The sequence below is a fragment of the Flavobacterium sp. SM15 genome, from assembly GCF_022012335.1.
In the GTDB taxonomy this organism is placed as follows: domain Bacteria; phylum Bacteroidota; class Bacteroidia; order Flavobacteriales; family Flavobacteriaceae; genus Flavobacterium.
Genome location: NZ_JAKLTO010000003.1, coordinates 414,735 through 433,557, shown reverse-complemented (window position 1 = coordinate 433,557; position 18,823 = coordinate 414,735). Strand labels below are relative to the sequence as shown.

Genomic DNA, 18,823 nt, shown 5'->3' with positions numbered 1-18,823 from the left:
CTATATCAAAGAGTCACAATTCATAACTCATAATTTATAATTCGTAATTACGTTAGCATCGATACACAAACGCATTAATATTCATACCCGCACCAACAGAAGCAAACAAAACCACATCGCCTTCGTTCAGTTCCTGATTTTCAATCTCGCCTTTCAGAATTAAATCGTATAAGGTCGGGATGGTCGCCACACTGCTGTTGCCTAACTTTTTAATGTTCATCGGCATTACGTTTTCGGGCGGTGTCAACTTATAAAGTTTGAAAAAACGCTGCACTATGGCTTCGTCCATTTTTTCATTCGCCTGATGAATCAGAATCTTTTTAACATCGGAAATTGGTATGCCGCTTTTCTCCAGACAGGATTTCATAGCTTGCGGCACTTGGCTAAGGGCAAACTCGTAAATTTTACGCCCGTACATTTTAATATAACGTACATCAGGGTTGTGGTCTTTGTTGTAGGATTTTCCGAAGAACAAAAAGTTAGCTTCCTGATAGGTGAAAGAGGCGGTTTCGTGTGCCAGTATGCCGTCTGTACCTTCCACTTCTTCCAAAACTGTAGCGCCTGCACCATCCGAATAAATCATACTGTCTCTGTCGTGCATATCAACTACTCGGGAAAGCGTTTCGGCACCAATTACCAAACATTTCTTGGCCATACCTGCTTTAATAAAAGCCTGCGCCTGAATCATGCCTTCAATCCAACCCGGGCAGCCGAACATTACATCATAGGCCACACATTTCGGGTTTTTGATCTTTAGTTTGTTTTTCACGCGTGACGCCACACTAGGTACGGTATCGCTTTGAATCGCGCCGTGACGCACATCTCCAAAGTTATGAGCTACAATAAGGTAATCCAGTGTTTCCGGATCGATCTTGGCATTTTCTATCGCTTTTTCAGCGGCAAAGAACGCAATGTCGGAAGTGTTTAAATGATTTTCAACATAACGACGTTCTTCAATTCCGGTAATGTCCAGGAATTTCTCGGCAATTACCTCGTTGGGAACGGCATAAGTGGAACCGTCCTCGTTAAGAAATTGATGTCGTGCAAAATCGGTATTTGTAACAATTTGGGTGGGAATGTAACTTCCTGACCCCGTTATTTTTATAGCCATGACGTAGGTTTCAATAGTACTAAGTTAAGCATTCTATATGGGGAACCGTTTAAAAAAGCAGTTTTATGGCTTATTTTTATGAAAACGTTACGGGAATGTCAATATAATTATTAAATGTGTTTTTATTTTTTAATTTACTGTGAAAAATAATAGCCATTTCGCTAGAAATGACAAAGTGATGGCAATCTTCAGCCAGCATACGAAGTATAAAAGAAAAACGACAATCAAAGCGCCTCCCGACCTAGGGACACGGAGCCGTTAAGAAAAATGAAATCAATTCCGTTAAGAATTATCCGTTGTCTGAGCGCTAGCGAGTTCGGAGAATTTAGGAATTGGTTTTATTTTTTAGGCGGAGTGTTCCAGTCTTGATTTTTGGTACTTTAACTCATAAGGTATTATTTTGCTTTAGTATTCGTTGAATCTTCGATTTGTATCAAGACAAAGTACAGAATAACATTGATGAATTGATTGTCTTGTATAAAACAAAAGAAGTAACAAAAAAGCCCTTTCGTTAGAAAGGGCTTTTATTATAAAAATAAAAAGATTAATTCTCAATATATGCTTCAATCGGCGCACAAGAACAAACAAGGTTTCTATCCCCAAAAGCATCATCTACACGACGCACAGAAGGCCAGAATTTGTTATCTGCAATGTATTCCAATGGATATGCAGCTTTCTCTCTTGAGTATGGGAAGTCCCAACGCTCAGCGGTTAGCATTGCTAGTGTGTGAGGTGCATTCTTAAGAGGGTTGTTTGTGTCTTCTGCAGTAACGTTAGCGATTTCTTTTCTGATGGAAATCATCGCGTCACAGAAACGGTCTAACTCTGCTAAATCTTCAGACTCCGTAGGCTCAACCATTAATGTGCCCGCAACTGGGAACGATACTGTTGGTGCGTGGAAACCGTAATCCATTAAACGTTTAGCGATGTCGGTTACTTCGATACCGTTTTGTTTGAACTCACGGCAGTCTAAGATCATTTCGTGAGCGGCACGTCCGCATTCTCCTGAATATAAAATTGGATAATGCTCTTCCAAACGCGCTTTCATATAGTTAGCGTTCAAAATAGCGTGTTCTGTAGCTGAACGTAAACCTTCAGCTCCTAACATAGTGATATAACCGTACGAGATCAAACATACTAAAGCCGAACCATACGGAGCAGCTGAAATAGCCGAGATAGCATCTTTACCACCCGTTGCCACAACCGGGTTTGTAGGTAAGAAGTCTACCAATTTCTCGTTCACACAGATTGGTCCAACACCCGGTCCACCACCACCGTGAGGGATAGCGAAAGTCTTGTGTAAGTTAAGGTGACAAACATCAGCACCAATAGTAGCAGGATTTGTTAATCCTACCTGTGCGTTCATGTTTGCTCCGTCCATATATACTAATCCGCCATTATCGTGGATTAATTTTGTGATTTCAATAATTGAAGATTCGTAAACCCCGTGAGTAGAAGGGTAGGTTACCATCAAACAAGACAAGTCGTCTTTGTGCTCGATGGCTCTTGCTCTTAAATCTTCTACGTCGATGTTTCCTTCCGGAGTCGTTTTTGTTACGATGATTTTCATTCCTGCCATTGCAGCAGAAGCCGGATTGGTTCCGTGAGCAGAAGATGGAATCAAACAAACGTTACGGTGTCCTTCGCCTCTTGAGATGTGGTACGCACGAATCGCCATAAGTCCAGCGTACTCACCTTGAGCGCCAGAGTTTGGTTGTAACGAAGTTCCTTTGAAGCCGGTTACTACGTTCAATTGCTGCTCTAATTTTCTAAGCATTGTCAGATAACCTTGTGCCTGATCAGCCGGAGCGAATGGGTGAATGCTGTTCCAGTTTGGCATTGAAAGTGGTAACATTTCTGCTGCTGCGTTCAATTTCATGGTACAAGAACCTAAAGAAATCATTGAGTGGTTCAACGATAAGTCTTTACGCTCTAATTTTTTGATATAACGCATCAACTGGCTTTCAGAATGATGGTTGTTGAATACTTCGTGCTGTAAGAACGATGAGGTACGGATTAGTTTCTCAGGTAACTGCGCTGTGTTCTCCAATTGGGAAACGTGTACTGCAGATTTTCCTGCTGCCTCTGCAAAAATCGCCACAATCGTGTTGATGTCTGAAAGGGAAGTCGTTTCGTTGAAAGAAATCGATACGCTGTCGTTATTAGGATAGAAGAAGTTTACTTCGTTTTTCTCAGCAATTGCTCTTACTTTAGCAGCATCAGCTTTAACTAAAATCGTATCGAAGAACGCAGAGTTCACTTGGTTTACACCGATAATTGATAATGCTTTTGCAGCTGTAACCGCCGAAGCGTGTACTTTATCAGCGATGTACTGTAATCCTTTCGGACCGTGGTAAACCGCATACATTCCCGCCATAACTGCTAACAATACCTGAGCAGTACAGATGTTAGAAGTCGCTTTTTCACGTTTGATATGCTGCTCACGAGTACCTAATGCCATACGTAAAGCACGGTTTCCGTTCACATCGATAGAAACTCCAATGATTCTACCGGGCATGGAACGTTTGTATTCTTCTTTGGTGGCAAAGTAACCTGCGTGAGGACCTCCGTAACCCATCGGAATACCGAAACGTTGTGTAGTTCCCACTACAACATCCGCTCCTAATTCTCCCGGAGAAGTCAATTTTACCAACGATAAGATATCAGCAGCAACGGCTACTTTAATTTCTTTTGATTTTGCAGTGTTGATAAAACCTGCGTAATCGAAAACCTGTCCGTATTTACCAGGGTATTGTAAAATTGCCCCGAAGAAATCTTCTGAAAAATCAAAAGTTTCATGATTACCAACCACTAGTTCAATGTTTAGTGGTGTTGAACGTGTTTGTAAAATCGATAAGGTCTGGGGTAAAATTTCTTCCGAAACGAAGAACTTATTAATGTTATTTTTCTTTTGGTCACGCGTTCTTACGTCGAAAAGTAAGGTCATGGCTTCTGCTGCAGCTGTTCCTTCGTCAAGAAGTGAAGCGTTTGCGATTTCCATTCCGGTTAATTCGATGATGGTTGTCTGGTAGTTCAACAAAGCCTCTAAACGACCTTGTGCAATTTCAGCCTGGTACGGAGTATAAGCCGTATACCATCCCGGATTTTCGAAAATGTTTCTTTGGATCACCGGCGGAACAATCGCAGGATGGTATCCCAAACCGATGTACGATTTGAATACTTTGTTTTTAGCGCCCAACTGTGTAATATGAGTGGCATACTCGTATTCCGTCATGGCCGGGTCTAATTCAATATCTTGTTTTAAACGGATTCCGTCAGGGAATGTTTCGTAAAGCAATTGGGTCATGTCCTTCACGCCAATGGTTTTGAACATGTGTTGCAGGTCCGATTCTCTCGGGCCAATGTGTCTTAAAGCAAATGCATCTGTTTTCATCAGTTGTTCTGTACTGTTTGTTTAAGTGTTTGGGGCAGAACCGCAAACGGTATAAGTTGTGTTTTAAAAGCGAACAAAAATAATTATTAATCTGCTAATAATCTTGTTTTTTAACGTCATTTTTTGGAGGAATTTTTAACCAAAAACGAAGGTTATTAACATATTGATTACTTTTGTAAGTATGCAACTACTCAAACGCATATTCGACTTGTATTTACACGGAAGTGTGCATGTGGCTTTAGCAGTCTATGCCCTGGTTCGTATGACCTTTCATTTTTTTCATATTGACTACAATCCGCCAATGGCATTTTTTGCTTTTTTTGGAACGATAGTGGGGTATAACTTCGTGAAATACGATGAGTTGGTGCGCGCTAAAAAATTAAAAATGACACCTGAACGAAAAGCGATTGTTGTCTTGAGTTTCGCTTCTTTTTTGGCTGCGGCGTATTGTTTTTTTCAATTGGAACGTCAGACGCAAATTGTTTCTGTGGCTTTTTTAGGACTCACGATGTTGTATACACTGCCGGTTTTTCCGAAGATTGGCAATGCGCGAAATTGGGCAGGGGTTAAAATTTACATAGTTGCATTTTGTTGGGCGGGCATTACTCTTTTTCTTCCGATTATCAATGCCGATTTACCGCTTTCACAGGATGTGTGGTTAAAATTTTGCCAGCGCTTTTTACTGGTGATTATCCTAATTTTAATCTTTGAAATCATCGACCTGAAACACGACGACGCTTCTTTACAAACCGTTCCGCAAAAACTTGGCGTGAAGAAAACTAAATGGCTTAATCTTTTTTTATTGATTCCATTTTATTGTCTGGAGTTTTTAAAATCGGATTTTCAAATAATCCAACTCTGGATTAATTTTATATTGATAGGAGTAATTGCTGTGTTTACTGTTTTTGCCAGCCCGAAACGTTCGGAATATTACACTTATTTTTGGGTGGAAAGTGTGCCGGTTTTTTGGTGGCTTTTGGTCATTATTTTAAAATAAATACTTACGTTTTTTACAGAAAAAACAAAACGTTTGTTTTTTTATAGTTTTCCGTCTTTTTTGTTAAAAAATAACATTTTTGGGGAATAAGTAAACTTTTTTGGGAAATATAAATATATCTTTGATATCTTTTTAATTAATTAAATTTTATGCTTATGATGAATTATTACAATTCACTTCGAAGTTTGGGAAATCAGATTTCGGGTTCATTGCATCAGCGGCGAACGGAGAAACGTTTTAAGGGCGTTGTCCGTTTTTTTAATGCTGCTGTAATGCTCTTGGCTGTATTGTTTGTTCAGGGTTCCTTTGGACAAAGTACGGCTAATTATGCTTTTACAACGAATGCGACAAGTTCTTTGGCGCTTGATGCTAATGGTAATACAGTTGATATGTCATCTGGAACAACTCAATTAGTTGGGGCTGGACTGGATGCTGCTGCTTCTGTAGTGACTAACATTGGTTTTAATTTTGTATTTATGGGAACCGGCTTTACACAATTTTCAGTTAATGAAGATGGTCAGCTAAAGTTAGGTTCAGTAGTGGTGGGAACTAATTCTTATGGGATTACTGGAGGTACTGCTGCAGCACCACTACTTACGGCACTTAATGCAGATTTTAGAACGGGTACAACTACTGGGAAAATTCACTACAAACTTGTTGGAACAGCTCCAAATAGAACGTTGGTGGTTGAATTTAAAGACATGCAGATTTTTTATACGGGTACTGCTGCTGCTGGTAATTCGACTTGGCAAATGCGTTTGTATGAAACTTCAGGAAGTGTTGAATATGTTTATGGAACTGTTAACGCAACAGATATTTCAACCGGAAACAGAACACCAACTATTGGTTTTTATACTGGGGGAACAAGTAATTTATTTGCGTCTGTTTTATATGCGAGTCAAACTGTTTCGACAACAACCCCATATACAGTTAATCCAATTGTAAGTGCATTGGGTGATTTTACAGGGTTGTCATCTGCTTCAAATGGCTCCAGAAGAGCATATAAATTTACACCGTCGACACCTGCTGCAGGGCCTACAGGTTTGTTATTGTCGGCTGTAACTCCTTCTGGGATGACTCTGAACTGGACAGCTGCTTCACCAACAACAAATATTGTAAGATATGTAGTTTACAGTTCTACAAACGGTGGTGCAACGTATAATTTTGTAGCCAATGTGGCTTTAGGAACAAATACTTATGTAGCAACAGGTTTAACTCCAAGCACAACGTATGACTGGAAAGTTGTCGCAGTAAGCGAAGGAGTTGAAAGTACGGGAGCTACAGCAACACAAGCTACAACAGCAGCTGCTACTTATTATTGGGTAGGAGCTACGGGAGGCAGCTGGAATACAGCTGCAAACTGGAATACAGCTGCAGACAATACAGGGGCAACAAGATCGGTTGTTGCAAATACTGACATACTTGTTGTTGATGGAGACGGAACAACACCTGGTGGAACTACAACAATTAATGTTGATTTAGCTAGTTTTACTATTGGTCAGTTAATTGTTAACAGTAATACGAATTTAACATTACAATCTAATATTGCAACTACCAGAACAATCACTATCAGCGGAGCGCTTGGAGATGATTTTGTGGTAGCAGCCGGAAGTACTTTGAATTTGACCAATGCAGCTAATGCAGTTGCATTTGCTTTTTCTGGTACAGGAAATGTTGGTTTAATTGCAGGTACATTGAACATTGGAGGTGCCTCTGGTAATACTTTTAATTCTACAGGAGGTACGGCTACTTTGGTAACTGTGACGGCTACGGGAATTATCAATAACACTTTTGCAGGTTCAAGCGGGGTAACAGGTTCTGTTGCCACATTATCATTTTTAGACGGAAGTGCTTATAATGTTTCCGGAGCGACTACTGGAGCACCGAACATTCCATTAGCAACTTGGGCTACAAATGCTACTTTAACAGTTAGTGGTTTAACAACTTCTACAACTGCTCCAACAAATAATAATCAATCTTTTGGAAATTTAGTTTTCAATTGTCCTGGTTTAACAGGGAGTTATCCGTTTTTTACAACTGTTACAACGGGAATTGTAAAAGGAAATTTATCAGTTACAACTGGTTCGGGTCAATTTAGAACGGTATCTTCAGGAACATTGAATATTCTTGGAAATGTAAATGTTCTTGCAGGAAGATATCAGCCATTTTCAGGAACAGGTACTGTAATCGTTGGTGGTAATACTGTGATTGCTGCCGGAAGTACTTTTGATGTGTCTCTATCCGCTGGACTTTATGTTCAAAGAGGAGCAACATTTACCAATAACGGTACAATTGCCGGTCCAAACAGTGCAACAGCAAGTACTTTATATTTTTTCCCGGTTACAGCTATGCCTCAAACATGGGGTGGTACAGGTACAGTAAATCCTGCTTTAAACACGGTGTCATTAAATAATACAAGTGGTTTAACAATTTCACAACCTGGACCTATAACACTTTTACGTGCAAATTTATTTACAGGGAATATTGTCGGAAGTGATAGATTAACTTTTGGAACTGGCGCAGCATTAGCTGCTACAATTCAGGTTGGTTCTACAGGAAGTACAGATCCGGGAGGAGTTTTGGTATCGGCACCTACATGGAATTTAGGGACTGGAGCTTTCAATTTATTGTATGCACAATCGGCAGCTTATACCACAACAAACGAAATTCCGCCATCAAGAACTGCTACTAATGTAACTTTAAACAATACAAATGGGGTAACATTAGCTGGTGGGTCGCTTGAAGTTTCTGGGACACTTACCTTAACGGCAGGAAACTTTACAACAAGTACCGCGAACTTACTTTCTTTGGGTACCGCTTCTGCAGCAGGAACATTAGCTGGAGGTTCTGCAACATCCTATATCAATGGTCCATTTGCCAGAACGATTGCTTCAGGGAATGCAAATTCAAACTATATTTTATACCCGGTAGGTAAAACGGCTTTTAACCCAGTTTCTTTAGCACCAGCTACTACCGCTGTGTCAATTATGAAGGCGGAAGCTTTTGACACTAATACAGGTACAACAGATGCTTCTATTCTTTCATTATCATCAAAAAGATGGGAAGCACCATTAATGAGCGGTACAATCACTAATATCAATGTGCGATTAGGGGATTCTGGAATCGGAGCTACAAATATTCCGGTACAGGCGCCAAGTGCAGCTGGAGTATATAGTGCAATATTAGGTTCAACAGCTACTTTTGCTGCCGGAACACCAAATACAACTACTACTAATACTGCTACTGCGGGAGCAGGTTATACGGGTTACTTAGCTTATGCTGTATCCAATGCTTGTTCAGGAACACCTAGCCCTGGTAACACAGTGTCTTCTGCAACTACAATCTGTTTAGGAGGATCAGTAAATTTAAGTTTACAAAACACAACTACTGGATCAGGTGTTACTTATCAGTGGCAAAGTTCTACAGATGGGGTAACATACAGTAATATAGCTTTGGCTACAAATAGTACTTATACTGCAACACCATCAGATGTTACTTATTACCAATGTGTGGTAACATGTACAACAGGTCCTGCATCAACCACATCAACTCCTGTACAAATTACATTTACAAATACAGTTTTATCAACTACTCCAGGAACACGTTGCGGAACGGGAACTGTGAATTTAGCAGCTACCGGAAGCGGAGGAACAACTGTGAAATGGTATGCTTTAGCTAATGGAGGAACTGCATTAGGAACAGGGACATCATTTGTAACACCTTCAATCAGTGGTAATACAACTTATTATGCTGCTGCTGAAAGCTATAGCGCTGGCATTTCTTCTTTAGGAAATGGATTGACAAACAGCAATACTGCAGGAGAAAGTATTTTTCCAGGTGCTTGGGGAGGTGCTAAAACACAATACATTATCAAAGCATCTGAACTGATAGCAGCAGGTTTTTCTGCTGGAAACTTAACAAGTTTAGGATTTGAACCAACAAATTCAGGGCAAACCTACCAAGGGTTTAATGTAAGTATTGGTCACACAGCAAATGTAACTGCGCCAACTACAACATTTATCAGTACAGGTCTTACCCAAGTTTATGCTGGGCCAGGAGCTAATGATTCTTTTGTACCGGTTGCAGGGAGTTTGAATACACTTGTATTTGGAACAGGTACAGGTTCTTCTTCTTCATTTACTTGGGATGGAACTTCAAATATTGTTGTTAGTATCGCATGGAGTTCTGTGCCTTCAGCAACAACTTCTACATCCACTACAATGAAAGTTGATAATGTTGGGTTTGTTTCATCGGCTTACAGACAGAGAGATAGTTTTACGCCTGCTCAAATGCTTGCGGAAACTTCTGTTTCATCGACTACAAGTGTGCGACCTAGATTTACAATTAACGGTCAGATTATATGTTCATCTCCAAGAGTTGCTGTTGCAGCTACGGTTACTACACCACCTGCATTAACGTTAAGTGCCTCTTCTGTCTCTATTTGTAACGGAGCGAGCTCTTCTGCAGTGACTTTAACAGCTGGAGGTGCTGATTATGATACTTATGTATGGTCGCCAGCAACAAATGTAACTGGAGATTCTGTTTCAGGATGGGTTTTTAATCCAGGTTCAACAACAACCTATACCTTGACAGCTTCGCAAAGTTCCGGTAGTTTGTGTACTACTTCTGCAACTGTTAACGTAACGGTGAATCCGCTGCCATCTGTTCTTACTATTTCTCCTGCTTCTGCTTCTGTTTGTGAAGGAGTCGTTCAAACCTTGACTGCAACTGTGCCTTCAGGTTCTACTACGATAGGTTCAGATACAACGGTAACAACTCAAAATGGAATAGAACCAACTGCTTTTAATAACAGGTATGAGCATTATTGGATGCAAATGGTGTTTACAGCTGCTGAATTAAATGCGGCAGGAGTGCAAGCAGGAAATATCAATGGTATTAAGTTTAATATTACGACAATTGGTTCTGCAACGAGTGTTTCGGATTATAGAGTTTATATGGGTAATACAGCTTTGAGTACTTTAACTGGTTACGTAACAACTGGTCTGTCTGAAGTGTTTGCAGCTGCTACCTATACTCAACAATTGGGAGTTAATACTATAACGTTTAATACTCCATATGCGTGGGATGGAATTTCAAACATTATTTTAGATGTTAGAAGTACTGGAGCTGATTCTACGAATAATTCAAGTACTTATTATACTGCAACAGCAGACAATAAAACGGTAACGTCAGTAACATCTACTACCTTCCCAAGTTCTAATGCTTATGTGGCATCTAATCCGGCTGGAACTTTAAGTTTAAAGAGATTAAACACTACTTTTGATTGGTCAAGTGTTACTCCAAATTCAATAACATGGTCACCGACTACAGATTTGTATACTGATGCTTCTGGAACTGTACCTTATACAGGGACAAATGCAAATACAGTTTATTTTAAATCAAGTACTGTTGGTGTAGCTTCATATAATGTAACAGCTACCTCTGCAGCTGCATGTACTCGAACTACACCAGTTTCAGTAACGGTTAATGGAAATAGAGCAATTGCTTTAAGTTCATCTGTTGGTACTGATGCTCAGGTATTATGTAATGGTAATTCAATTTCAGCTATTACTTATGCTTTATCTAATGCAACTAGTGCTTCAGTTTCAGGTTTACCAACTGGTGTAACAGGAAGCTATTTAGCAGGAACCTTTACAATCTCTGGGACTCCATCTGTATTAGGAACTTTCAATTATACTGTTACTCCGGTAGGTTGTGGTTCTGCAATTGCAACTGGAACTATTACAATTAATCAAACTGCTGCTGCTACGGCTAGTACAACAGTTCAGCCAACATGTTCGGTTCCTACTGGTACAATTGTAGTTTCTGCTCCAACAGGTGCAACTTTAGAATACAGTGTTGATGGTGTAACTTATCAGTCATCAACTACATTTTCAGGATTGACTCCTAATACTTACAGTGTAACGGTACGTGATACAGCAACAGGATGTGTTTCTTCGGCTACTTCGGTAACGGTGAACGCGATCCCTGCAGCTCCAACTGCTCCAACAGCAAGTGTTACTTCACAACCGACATGTTCAGTTCCTACAGGTACAATTGTAGTTTCTGCTCCGGTAGGTGCAACTTTAGAATACAGTGTTGATGGTGTAACTTATCAGTCATCTACTGCATTCACAGGACTAACTCCAAATACTTACAGTGTGACGGTTCGCGATACAGCTACAGGATGTGTTTCTTCGGCTACTTCGGTAACGGTTAATGCAATTCCGGCTGCTCCGGCTGCTCCAACCGCAAGTACTACAGTTCAGCCAACTTGTTTAGTTTCAACTGGAACAATTGAGGTGTCAGCGCCAGTAGGTGCTACTTTAGAATACAGTATTGATGGAGCAACATACCAAGCATCAACTACATTTGCAGGATTAGTTCCAGGTAGTTATAGTGTAACGGTTCGTGATACAGCTACAGGATGTGTTTCTTCGGCTGCTTCGGTAACGGTTAATGCAATTCCTGCGGCTCCAGTTGTACCAAGTGCAAGTGTTACAGTTCAACCAACGTGCTCGGTTCCAACAGGAACTATTCAAGTATCTTCTCCAGTAGGTGCAACTTTAGAATACAGTATTGATGGAGCAACATACCAAGCATCAACTACATTTGCAGGATTAGTTCCAGGTAGTTATAGTGTAACGGTTCGTGATACAGCTACAGGATGTGTTTCTTCGGCTGCTTCGGTAACTGTTAATGCAATTCCAGCAGCTCCAACGGCACCAAGTTCATCGGTTACACAACCAACTTGTTCGGTGTCTACTGGTACAATTCAGGTGTCTACTCCAGTGGGAGCATCATTGGAATATAGTATTGACGGGGTTACTTATCAGGCGTCTACAACATTTGCAGGTCTTACCTCTGGTACTTACAGTGTAACGGTACGTGATACAGCAACTGGATGTATTTCTTCTGCAACTAGTGAAACTATCAATGCTGCTCCGACAGCGCCTTCTGCACCAACAGGAGCGGCTACTCAGGTGATTTCTGTGGCAGATCCGGCAGATGCTACTATTGAAGACCTTGTGGCAACAGGATCTAACATCATTTGGTATAATTCTGATGCTGATGCTTTAGCAGGAATCAATCCAATTGCAGCAGGTACTCAATTGGTAGATGGTGCAATTTATTATGCAACACAAACAGTTGGAGGATGTACAAGTACTTCAACGCTTGCAGTTACCGTAACGGTTACTTTAGGAATGAACGACTTTGCTATGAATTCATTCAAATTCTATCCAAACCCGGTTACTGATGTGTTAAACATTGAATATTCATTGAATATTTCAAATGTTGAGGTTTACAATGCGCTTGGTCAACAAGTGGCTGTGAAATCAGTAAACCAAACAAGAACAAGTCTTGATATGTCTGGATTGGCTGGCGGAACTTATTTAGTTAAGGTGACGTTGGAAAATGCAGTAAAAACAATCAAAGTAATCAAGAAATAATTAATAGTTTTTGATTTTAAAACCACCCGAAAGGGTGGTTTTTTTATGCATAAAAAAACCGAAACTATTTTAGTTTCGGTTTTTGTTTTTTATGGAGTATTTTAAATTAAGCCTGCTCTTCTTAAGAGTGCTTCAGGTTGAGGTTCCTGTCCTCGAAATTTTTTATACAAGGTCATTGGTTGATCAGTTCCCCCTTGAGAAAGAACATTGTTTTTGAATTTTTCGGCAATTTCACGGTTGAAAATTCCATTCTCTTTAAAGAACTCAAAAGCGTCTGCATCCAAAACTTCTGCCCATTTATAACTGTAATATCCGGATGAATACCCTCCTTGAAATATATGTGAAAACGAAACACTCATACAGTTTTCGGCAATATCAGGGTACAATGCTGTGTTTTCCATCGATTTTTTTTCAAAGACCTTTACGTCTTTAATTTCAGAAGGATTATTACTGTGGAAATCCATATCTAAAAGACCAAAACTTAATTGTCGAAGAGTAGCCATTCCTTCTAAAAAACTTGCGCTTTCCTTAATTTTATCAACATATTGCTGAGGAATGATTTCTCCGGTTTGGTAATGATGGGCAAACAAAGCCAAAGCTTCCGGCTCGTAGCACCAGTTCTCCATCACTTGACTTGGTAATTCTACAAAATCCCAATATACGGAAGTTCCTGATAAACTCGGATAGGTGGTATTGGCAAGCATCCCGTGCAAAGCGTGGCCGAATTCGTGAAATAAAGTGGTTACTTCGTTGAAAGTTAATAGAGAAGGCTTGGTTTGAGTCGGTTTGGTGAAATTACAAACGATGGAGACATGAGGGCGTTCATTTTTACCGTCTTTGGTATATTGTGGCTTGAACGAAGTCATCCAAGCGCCGTTGCGTTTTCCTTTTCTCGGGAAGAAATCCGAATAGAAAATGGCTACCAATCCTCCTTTTTCATCACTTACTTCAAAAGTGTGTACATCTTGGTGGTATTTGTCGATATCAAATACTTCTGTAAAGGTTAATCCGAAGAGTTTTTTGGCTACTTCGAAAGCACCGTTTTGTACATTTTCTAATTTGAAGTAAGGCTTGAGCATCTCATCATCTAAATTGAATAACTCCTGACGCAATTTTTCCGAATAATAGGCGCCGTCCCATTTTTCAAGCTGTTCAATCGTATCAAGCTGCTTGGCAAATTGGGTAAGTTGTTTAAATTCTCTTTCGGCAGCCGGTTTGGCTTTTACTAATAAGTCGTTCAAAAACGATTTTACTTTTTCTGGATTTTGCGCCATACGTTCCTCTAATACAAAATCAGCATGGGTTTTATAACCTAACAAAATAGCTCTTTCATGACGCAGATTAGCAATTTTAAGTACATTTTGCTGGTTATCAAATTCATTGTCTTGGAATGCTTTTTTTCCGTAGGCGATAACTAATTCTTTGCGCAATTCCCGATTTTCTGCATAGGTTACAAAAGGTTGATAGCTAGGGATGTCTAAAGTGAAAACCCAGCCTTCTTTATTGTGGCTTTTTGCGGTAGCATGAGCGGCTTCAACAGCACCTTCCGGCAATCCTTTTAAATCTTCTTCTTTAGTGATGTGTAACTGATAGGCGTTGGTTTCTGCTAAAACATTTTCTCCGAAAGTTAGTTTTAGTTTAGCCAATTCGGTATCTATTTCACGCAAACGGCTTTTTTTGTCTTCGTCCAATAAAGCACCATTTCTTGAAAAACTTTTGTATTTTTTATCCAAAAGAGTCGCCTGTTCTGTAGTTAAGTTTAGCGTGTCTTTTTGTTGGTAAACAGTTTTAATGCGTTGGAATAAATCTGAATTTAAGGTAATGTCGTTGCTTAATTCAGTCAGTAACGGAGAAACTTCCTGAGCGATTTTCTGCATTTGGTCGCTGGTTTCTGCGGAGTTTAAGTTGAAAAAAATGCTGGTAATTCGGTCTAGAGTTTGTCCTGAAAATTCTAACGCTTCTATGGTATTGCTGAAAGTCGGAGCTTCAGGATTGGTAACAATTGCGTCAATTTCTCCTTTTGTTAGAGCAATTCCTTCTTTTATTGACGGAACATAATCCTCAATTTTTATAAGGGAAAAAGGGGCGGTATCGTGTTTGGTGCTGAATTTATGTGTTAAAATGTTCATTTTTTATTTGCAGTTTGTCGTTAAAAAGTATATTTTTGACGAGTAAATTCATGATTTTGAATTTTTTACACGCCTTTTTGGCCCAAACAATATTTAAGAAACACAGCAACTAATATAACCCATTAGTTTTGTGGACCCCGAAAAAGCGCTAGCCACAAAGCGCTTTTTCACTTTTTATTTCTTAAGGTTTTCTGCCGCGGTAAGCACAGCTTGTTTCAATCCTTCTTTGTACGTAATAATTTTATCCAAAACCAAAGTGTCGTGGCTTGCGATAATTTGTGCTGCCAAGATTCCTGCATTTTTAGCTCCGTTTAAAGCCACGGTTGCCACGGGTACTCCACCAGGCATTTGTAAAATGGATAAAACACTGTCCCAGCCATCAATGGAATTACTTGATTTTACCGGAACGCCAATTACCGGAAGTGGGCTCATCGAAGCTACCATTCCCGGAAGATGTGCAGCGCCACCGGCACCGGCAATAATTACACTGATGCCTCTGTGGTGAGCGTTTTTGCTGAAATCAACTAATTTTTCCGGGGTGCGATGTGCGGATACGATATCCACTTCGGTTTCAATATCAAAGCTTTTTAAGATGTCTATGGCTTCCTGCATTACCGGCATATCGGAGATGCTTCCCATTACGATGGCTACTTTACTCATTATTGTAAGGTTTTTTTAAATCGGATTACTGATTACTCTTATACTGTTTTTTACTTCTTCGGCAATTCTTCGGGCTTCGTTCATGTTTTGATTAACGATGGTTACATGTCCCATTTTTCTAAATGGTCGGGTCTCGCGTTTTCCGTAGATGTGTGGTGTTACCCCATCAATAGCCATGATTTTTTCAATGTTTTCGTAGATAACCGGACCGGAAAAACCTTCAGCGCCTACCAAATTTACCATAATTCCGGCAACTTTACTTTCGGTGCTTCCAAGTGGTAAGTTTAAAATGGAACGGATATGTTGTTCAAATTGAGAAGTATAACTTGCTTCAATGCTGTAATGTCCTGAGTTGTGTGGGCGAGGAGCAACTTCGTTTACCAAAATGTCATCGTTTTCGGTTTGGAACATTTCTACAGCTAAAAGACCAATATGGTTAAACGCTTCCGAAACTTTTAAAGCTACTTTTTGCGCTTTATCTGCTACTTTTTCATCGATACGAGCAGGGCAAATTACATATTCTACCTGATTGGCTTCCGGATGAAATTCCATTTCTACCACCGGATAGGTTTTAACTTCACCCGAAACACTTCGCGAAACAATAACGGCCAATTCGTTTTTAAACGGAACCATTTGCTCGGCGATGCATTCTACTTCGGGTAAATCGATTAAATCCATAGTAGAACGAACAATTTTCACCCCGTTTCCGTCGTATCCGAACTGGGCGCATTTCCATACAAAAGGAAAGTCTAATTCGTCTTTTTCTAATGATTTTTTTAAGTCATTTATATCGACAAAGCGCTGGTGAGCTGAAGTAGGGATTTTATTTTCTACATAAAAATCCTTCTGACGCCCTTTATTTTGAATTAAGCGCAAGGTTTTTGGAGAGGGGTAAACTTTTAGTCCCTCTTCTTCCAAAACATCTAAAGCATCCAGATTTACGTTTTCGATTTCAATGGTTAGTAAATCGACCATTTTTCCAAACTGGTACACGGTTTCAAAATCCATTAAATTACCACGAAAGAATTTTGTAGCGCCAAATTGACTTGGAGCTTCGCTGCTTGGGTCTAAAACATAGGTTTGAATGTCAAATTTACGGGTTTCGGCAAGGAGCATTTTGCCTAATTGTCCTCCACCCAGAATTCCTAATTTGAAATCGGAAGAAAAGTAATTCATTTTTGTGTGTTGTTGTTTGAGTGCAAAGATAGGTAACTATTTGAGGATTTGAAAATCTGAAAGTTTATTTCGTTTTTCCGAGAATCTCCCTTGCAGCGGCTTTATATCCAGCAGATTGACAGGTATAATCACGGCTCACGATATCTCTTAATTCATTCATGATCCAAAGTTCTTTTTTGCCAAAATAGTGAAGTGTTTTCATCGCGTATACTTTGCAGGCAACACGTTCATCCCGAATTAACCAATCCAGACAGATTTCAACCAGTTTTTCGTGCTGTGATTCGGTTAGTTTTATGTTTTTTGAAGTGCCGAGAAAATAAGCCACGCGGGAAATACCTCGAATCGCTGAATCGTTTTTGTAACTTGAAATCGTATGACAAATTACATCAATGAAAGGAATCAGTAATTCGGTTTGATGCTCGGCCAGCATTTCAATAATCCAAACGCCTTTGTGGTGGTTTTTGTTGGATAAATCGGTTCCGAAAGCGATCAGTTCTTTTAAAATTTCAGGATGGCTTAATACAAAATCCCGCATCCGGTTACGGTTTTCGGTACTGGCATTAATCGTGCTTAATTGGTCGCTGAATGTGGAATTCATTTTTGATTTTCTTGAAGGTACTAAAATAGATGAAAATGACGGATTAACAATTCATAACCTATAATTCATAACTCATATCTAAAAATAATTATCTTTGCCAATTATTCTATAAGTAAACGATGGAAATTCAACTTCACGACAAACACTTTGTGCCTTTCATATCGGCGGCAGAACTGGACTGGGCAATTGCAAAAATGGCGAAACAGGTTGCAGAAGATATGGGGGATGAAACTCCTGTGTTTATTGGTGTTTTAAATGGAGCCTTTATGGTGGTTTCCGATTTTATGAAGCACTATAAAAAGCCTTGCGAGGTTAGTTTTATCAAAATGGCTTCTTACGATGGGATGGAAACGACTCATCAGGTAAAACAACTCATCGGTTTAAATCAGGATTTGACCGGAAGAACCGTTGTGATTATTGAGGACATTGTTGATACAGGAAATACAGTAGAAGAACTTCATAAGCTTTTTGAGGCGAAAAACGTAAAAACTCTGAAATTTGCCACTTTGTTTTTAAAGCCGGAAGCCTACAAAAAAGACATCAAAATTGATTATATTGGTATCGAAATTGAAAACCGTTTCATTGTTGGTTTTGGTCTTGATTATGACGGATTGGGAAGAAACCTGCCGGAAGTTTATCAATTAAAGTAATTTGAAACATAAACAACATACTATAACATAACTTTTTAAAATGATTAACATTGTTTTGTTCGGGAAACCGGGCGCTGGTAAAGGAACTCAGGCAGAATTTTTAAAAGAAAAATACAATTTGACCCATCTTTCCACAGGGGATATTTTTCGCTACAATATGAAAAATGACACGGCTTTAGGGAAAGAGGCAAAAACATACATCGACAACGGAGATTTGGTTCCGGATAGTGTGACCATTAAAATGCTTCAGGATGAAGTGGATAAAAACATGGATTCGAAAGGGTTTTTGTTTGATGGATTTCCAAGAACTTTGGCTCAGGCAGATGCTTTGGATGCTTTTTTGAAAACTAAAAACTGGGAAGTAACGGCAACGATTGCTCTTGAAGCGGATGATGATGTTTTAGTTGAACGCATCCTTGAAAGAGGAAAAACTTCCGGTAGAATTGATGATCAGGACGAAAAGAAAATCCGTAACCGTTATCAGGAATACAATGAAAAAACAGCTCCTTTAATGGACTATTATAAAGCACAAAATAAATTCCATGCCGTTAACGGTATTGGTTCTATCGCAGAAATTACAGAGCGTTTGAGTAACGTGATAGACAAATTGTAACTAAAATTCTAAAATTTGGAAATAGTCATAATCTTCTTGCTGAT

The 18,823-nt window shown here is 39.5% G+C and carries 10 protein-coding genes; 4 read left to right on the top strand and 6 right to left on the bottom strand.

From position 1 onward, the window contains the following. Positions 1-52 precede the first annotated feature (52 nt). Positions 53-1,111 (bottom strand): 3-oxoacyl-ACP synthase III family protein, encoded by a 1,059-nt coding sequence (locus LZZ90_RS07640; RefSeq protein WP_237790088.1) that lies wholly within the window; start codon positions 1,109-1,111, stop codon positions 53-55. A 544-nt stretch (positions 1,112-1,655) separates the two neighbouring features. Further along, positions 1,656-4,505, bottom strand: a complete 2,850-nt coding sequence (gene gcvP / locus LZZ90_RS07635) for an aminomethyl-transferring glycine dehydrogenase (protein WP_237790087.1) — start codon at positions 4,503-4,505, stop codon at positions 1,656-1,658. Positions 4,506-4,686: 181 nt separating this feature from the next. Here gcvP and LZZ90_RS07630 point away from each other — a divergent pair, with 181 nt between their 5' ends. Both LZZ90_RS07630 and LZZ90_RS07625 read left to right on the top strand, forming a co-directional pair. After that, on the top strand, positions 4,687-5,502 hold the full coding sequence (locus tag LZZ90_RS07630) for a hypothetical protein (protein WP_237790086.1): 816 nt from the start codon (positions 4,687-4,689) through the stop codon (positions 5,500-5,502). 155 nt (positions 5,503-5,657) lie between these two features. Beyond that, the gene (locus LZZ90_RS07625) at positions 5,658-12,953 is read left to right on the top strand and encodes a T9SS type A sorting domain-containing protein (RefSeq protein WP_237790085.1); all 7,296 of its coding nucleotides are present in this window, start codon (positions 5,658-5,660) and stop codon (positions 12,951-12,953) included. Between the two features lie 101 nt (positions 12,954-13,054). Here the strand turns inward: LZZ90_RS07625 and LZZ90_RS07620 are convergent, their stop codons facing one another. From LZZ90_RS07620 to LZZ90_RS07605, 4 genes are all read right to left on the bottom strand, one after another. Continuing rightward, positions 13,055-15,082, bottom strand: coding sequence for a M3 family metallopeptidase (locus LZZ90_RS07620; protein WP_237790084.1), 2,028 nt, complete (start codon positions 15,080-15,082; stop codon positions 13,055-13,057). Positions 15,083-15,256: 174 nt separating this feature from the next. Beyond that, positions 15,257-15,742: a 5-(carboxyamino)imidazole ribonucleotide mutase gene (gene purE / locus LZZ90_RS07615; RefSeq protein WP_237790083.1), complete on the bottom strand. Its 486-nt coding sequence runs from the start codon at positions 15,740-15,742 to the stop codon at positions 15,257-15,259. 15 nt (positions 15,743-15,757) lie between these two features. Then, positions 15,758-16,918, bottom strand: a complete 1,161-nt coding sequence (locus tag LZZ90_RS07610; RefSeq protein ID WP_237790082.1) for a 5-(carboxyamino)imidazole ribonucleotide synthase — start codon at positions 16,916-16,918, stop codon at positions 15,758-15,760. Between the two features lie 64 nt (positions 16,919-16,982). Further along, positions 16,983-17,516 (bottom strand): hypothetical protein, encoded by a 534-nt coding sequence (locus LZZ90_RS07605; protein ID WP_237790081.1) that lies wholly within the window; start codon positions 17,514-17,516, stop codon positions 16,983-16,985. Between the two features lie 119 nt (positions 17,517-17,635). Here LZZ90_RS07605 and hpt point away from each other — a divergent pair, with 119 nt between their 5' ends. Both hpt and LZZ90_RS07595 read left to right on the top strand, forming a co-directional pair. Further along, positions 17,636-18,166: a hypoxanthine phosphoribosyltransferase gene (gene hpt, locus LZZ90_RS07600; RefSeq protein ID WP_237790080.1), complete on the top strand. Its 531-nt coding sequence runs from the start codon at positions 17,636-17,638 to the stop codon at positions 18,164-18,166. Positions 18,167-18,206: 40 nt separating this feature from the next. Then, positions 18,207-18,779, top strand: coding sequence for an adenylate kinase (locus LZZ90_RS07595; protein ID WP_237790079.1), 573 nt, complete (start codon positions 18,207-18,209; stop codon positions 18,777-18,779). Positions 18,780-18,823: the final 44 nt, after the last annotated feature.

Bases quoted from the DNA above. Each gene is read 5' to 3' on its own strand.
- LZZ90_RS07605 (WP_237790081.1), bottom strand. From the start codon at position 17,516: ATGAATTCCACATTCAGCGACCAATTAAGCACGATTAATGCCAGTACC.
- LZZ90_RS07625 (WP_237790085.1), top strand. From the start codon at position 5,658: ATGATGAATTATTACAATTCACTTCGAAGTTTGGGAAATCAGATTTCG.
- purE (WP_237790083.1), bottom strand. From the start codon at position 15,742: ATGAGTAAAGTAGCCATCGTAATGGGAAGCATCTCCGATATGCCGGTA.
- LZZ90_RS07640 (WP_237790088.1), bottom strand. From the start codon at position 1,111: ATGGCTATAAAAATAACGGGGTCAGGAAGTTACATTCCCACCCAAATT.
- LZZ90_RS07630 (WP_237790086.1), top strand. From the start codon at position 4,687: ATGCAACTACTCAAACGCATATTCGACTTGTATTTACACGGAAGTGTG.
- gcvP (WP_237790087.1), bottom strand. From the start codon at position 4,505: ATGAAAACAGATGCATTTGCTTTAAGACACATTGGCCCGAGAGAATCG.
- LZZ90_RS07610 (WP_237790082.1), bottom strand. From the start codon at position 16,918: ATGAATTACTTTTCTTCCGATTTCAAATTAGGAATTCTGGGTGGAGGA.
- hpt (WP_237790080.1), top strand. From the start codon at position 17,636: ATGGAAATTCAACTTCACGACAAACACTTTGTGCCTTTCATATCGGCG.
- LZZ90_RS07620 (WP_237790084.1), bottom strand. From the start codon at position 15,082: ATGAACATTTTAACACATAAATTCAGCACCAAACACGATACCGCCCCT.
- LZZ90_RS07595 (WP_237790079.1), top strand. From the start codon at position 18,207: ATGATTAACATTGTTTTGTTCGGGAAACCGGGCGCTGGTAAAGGAACT.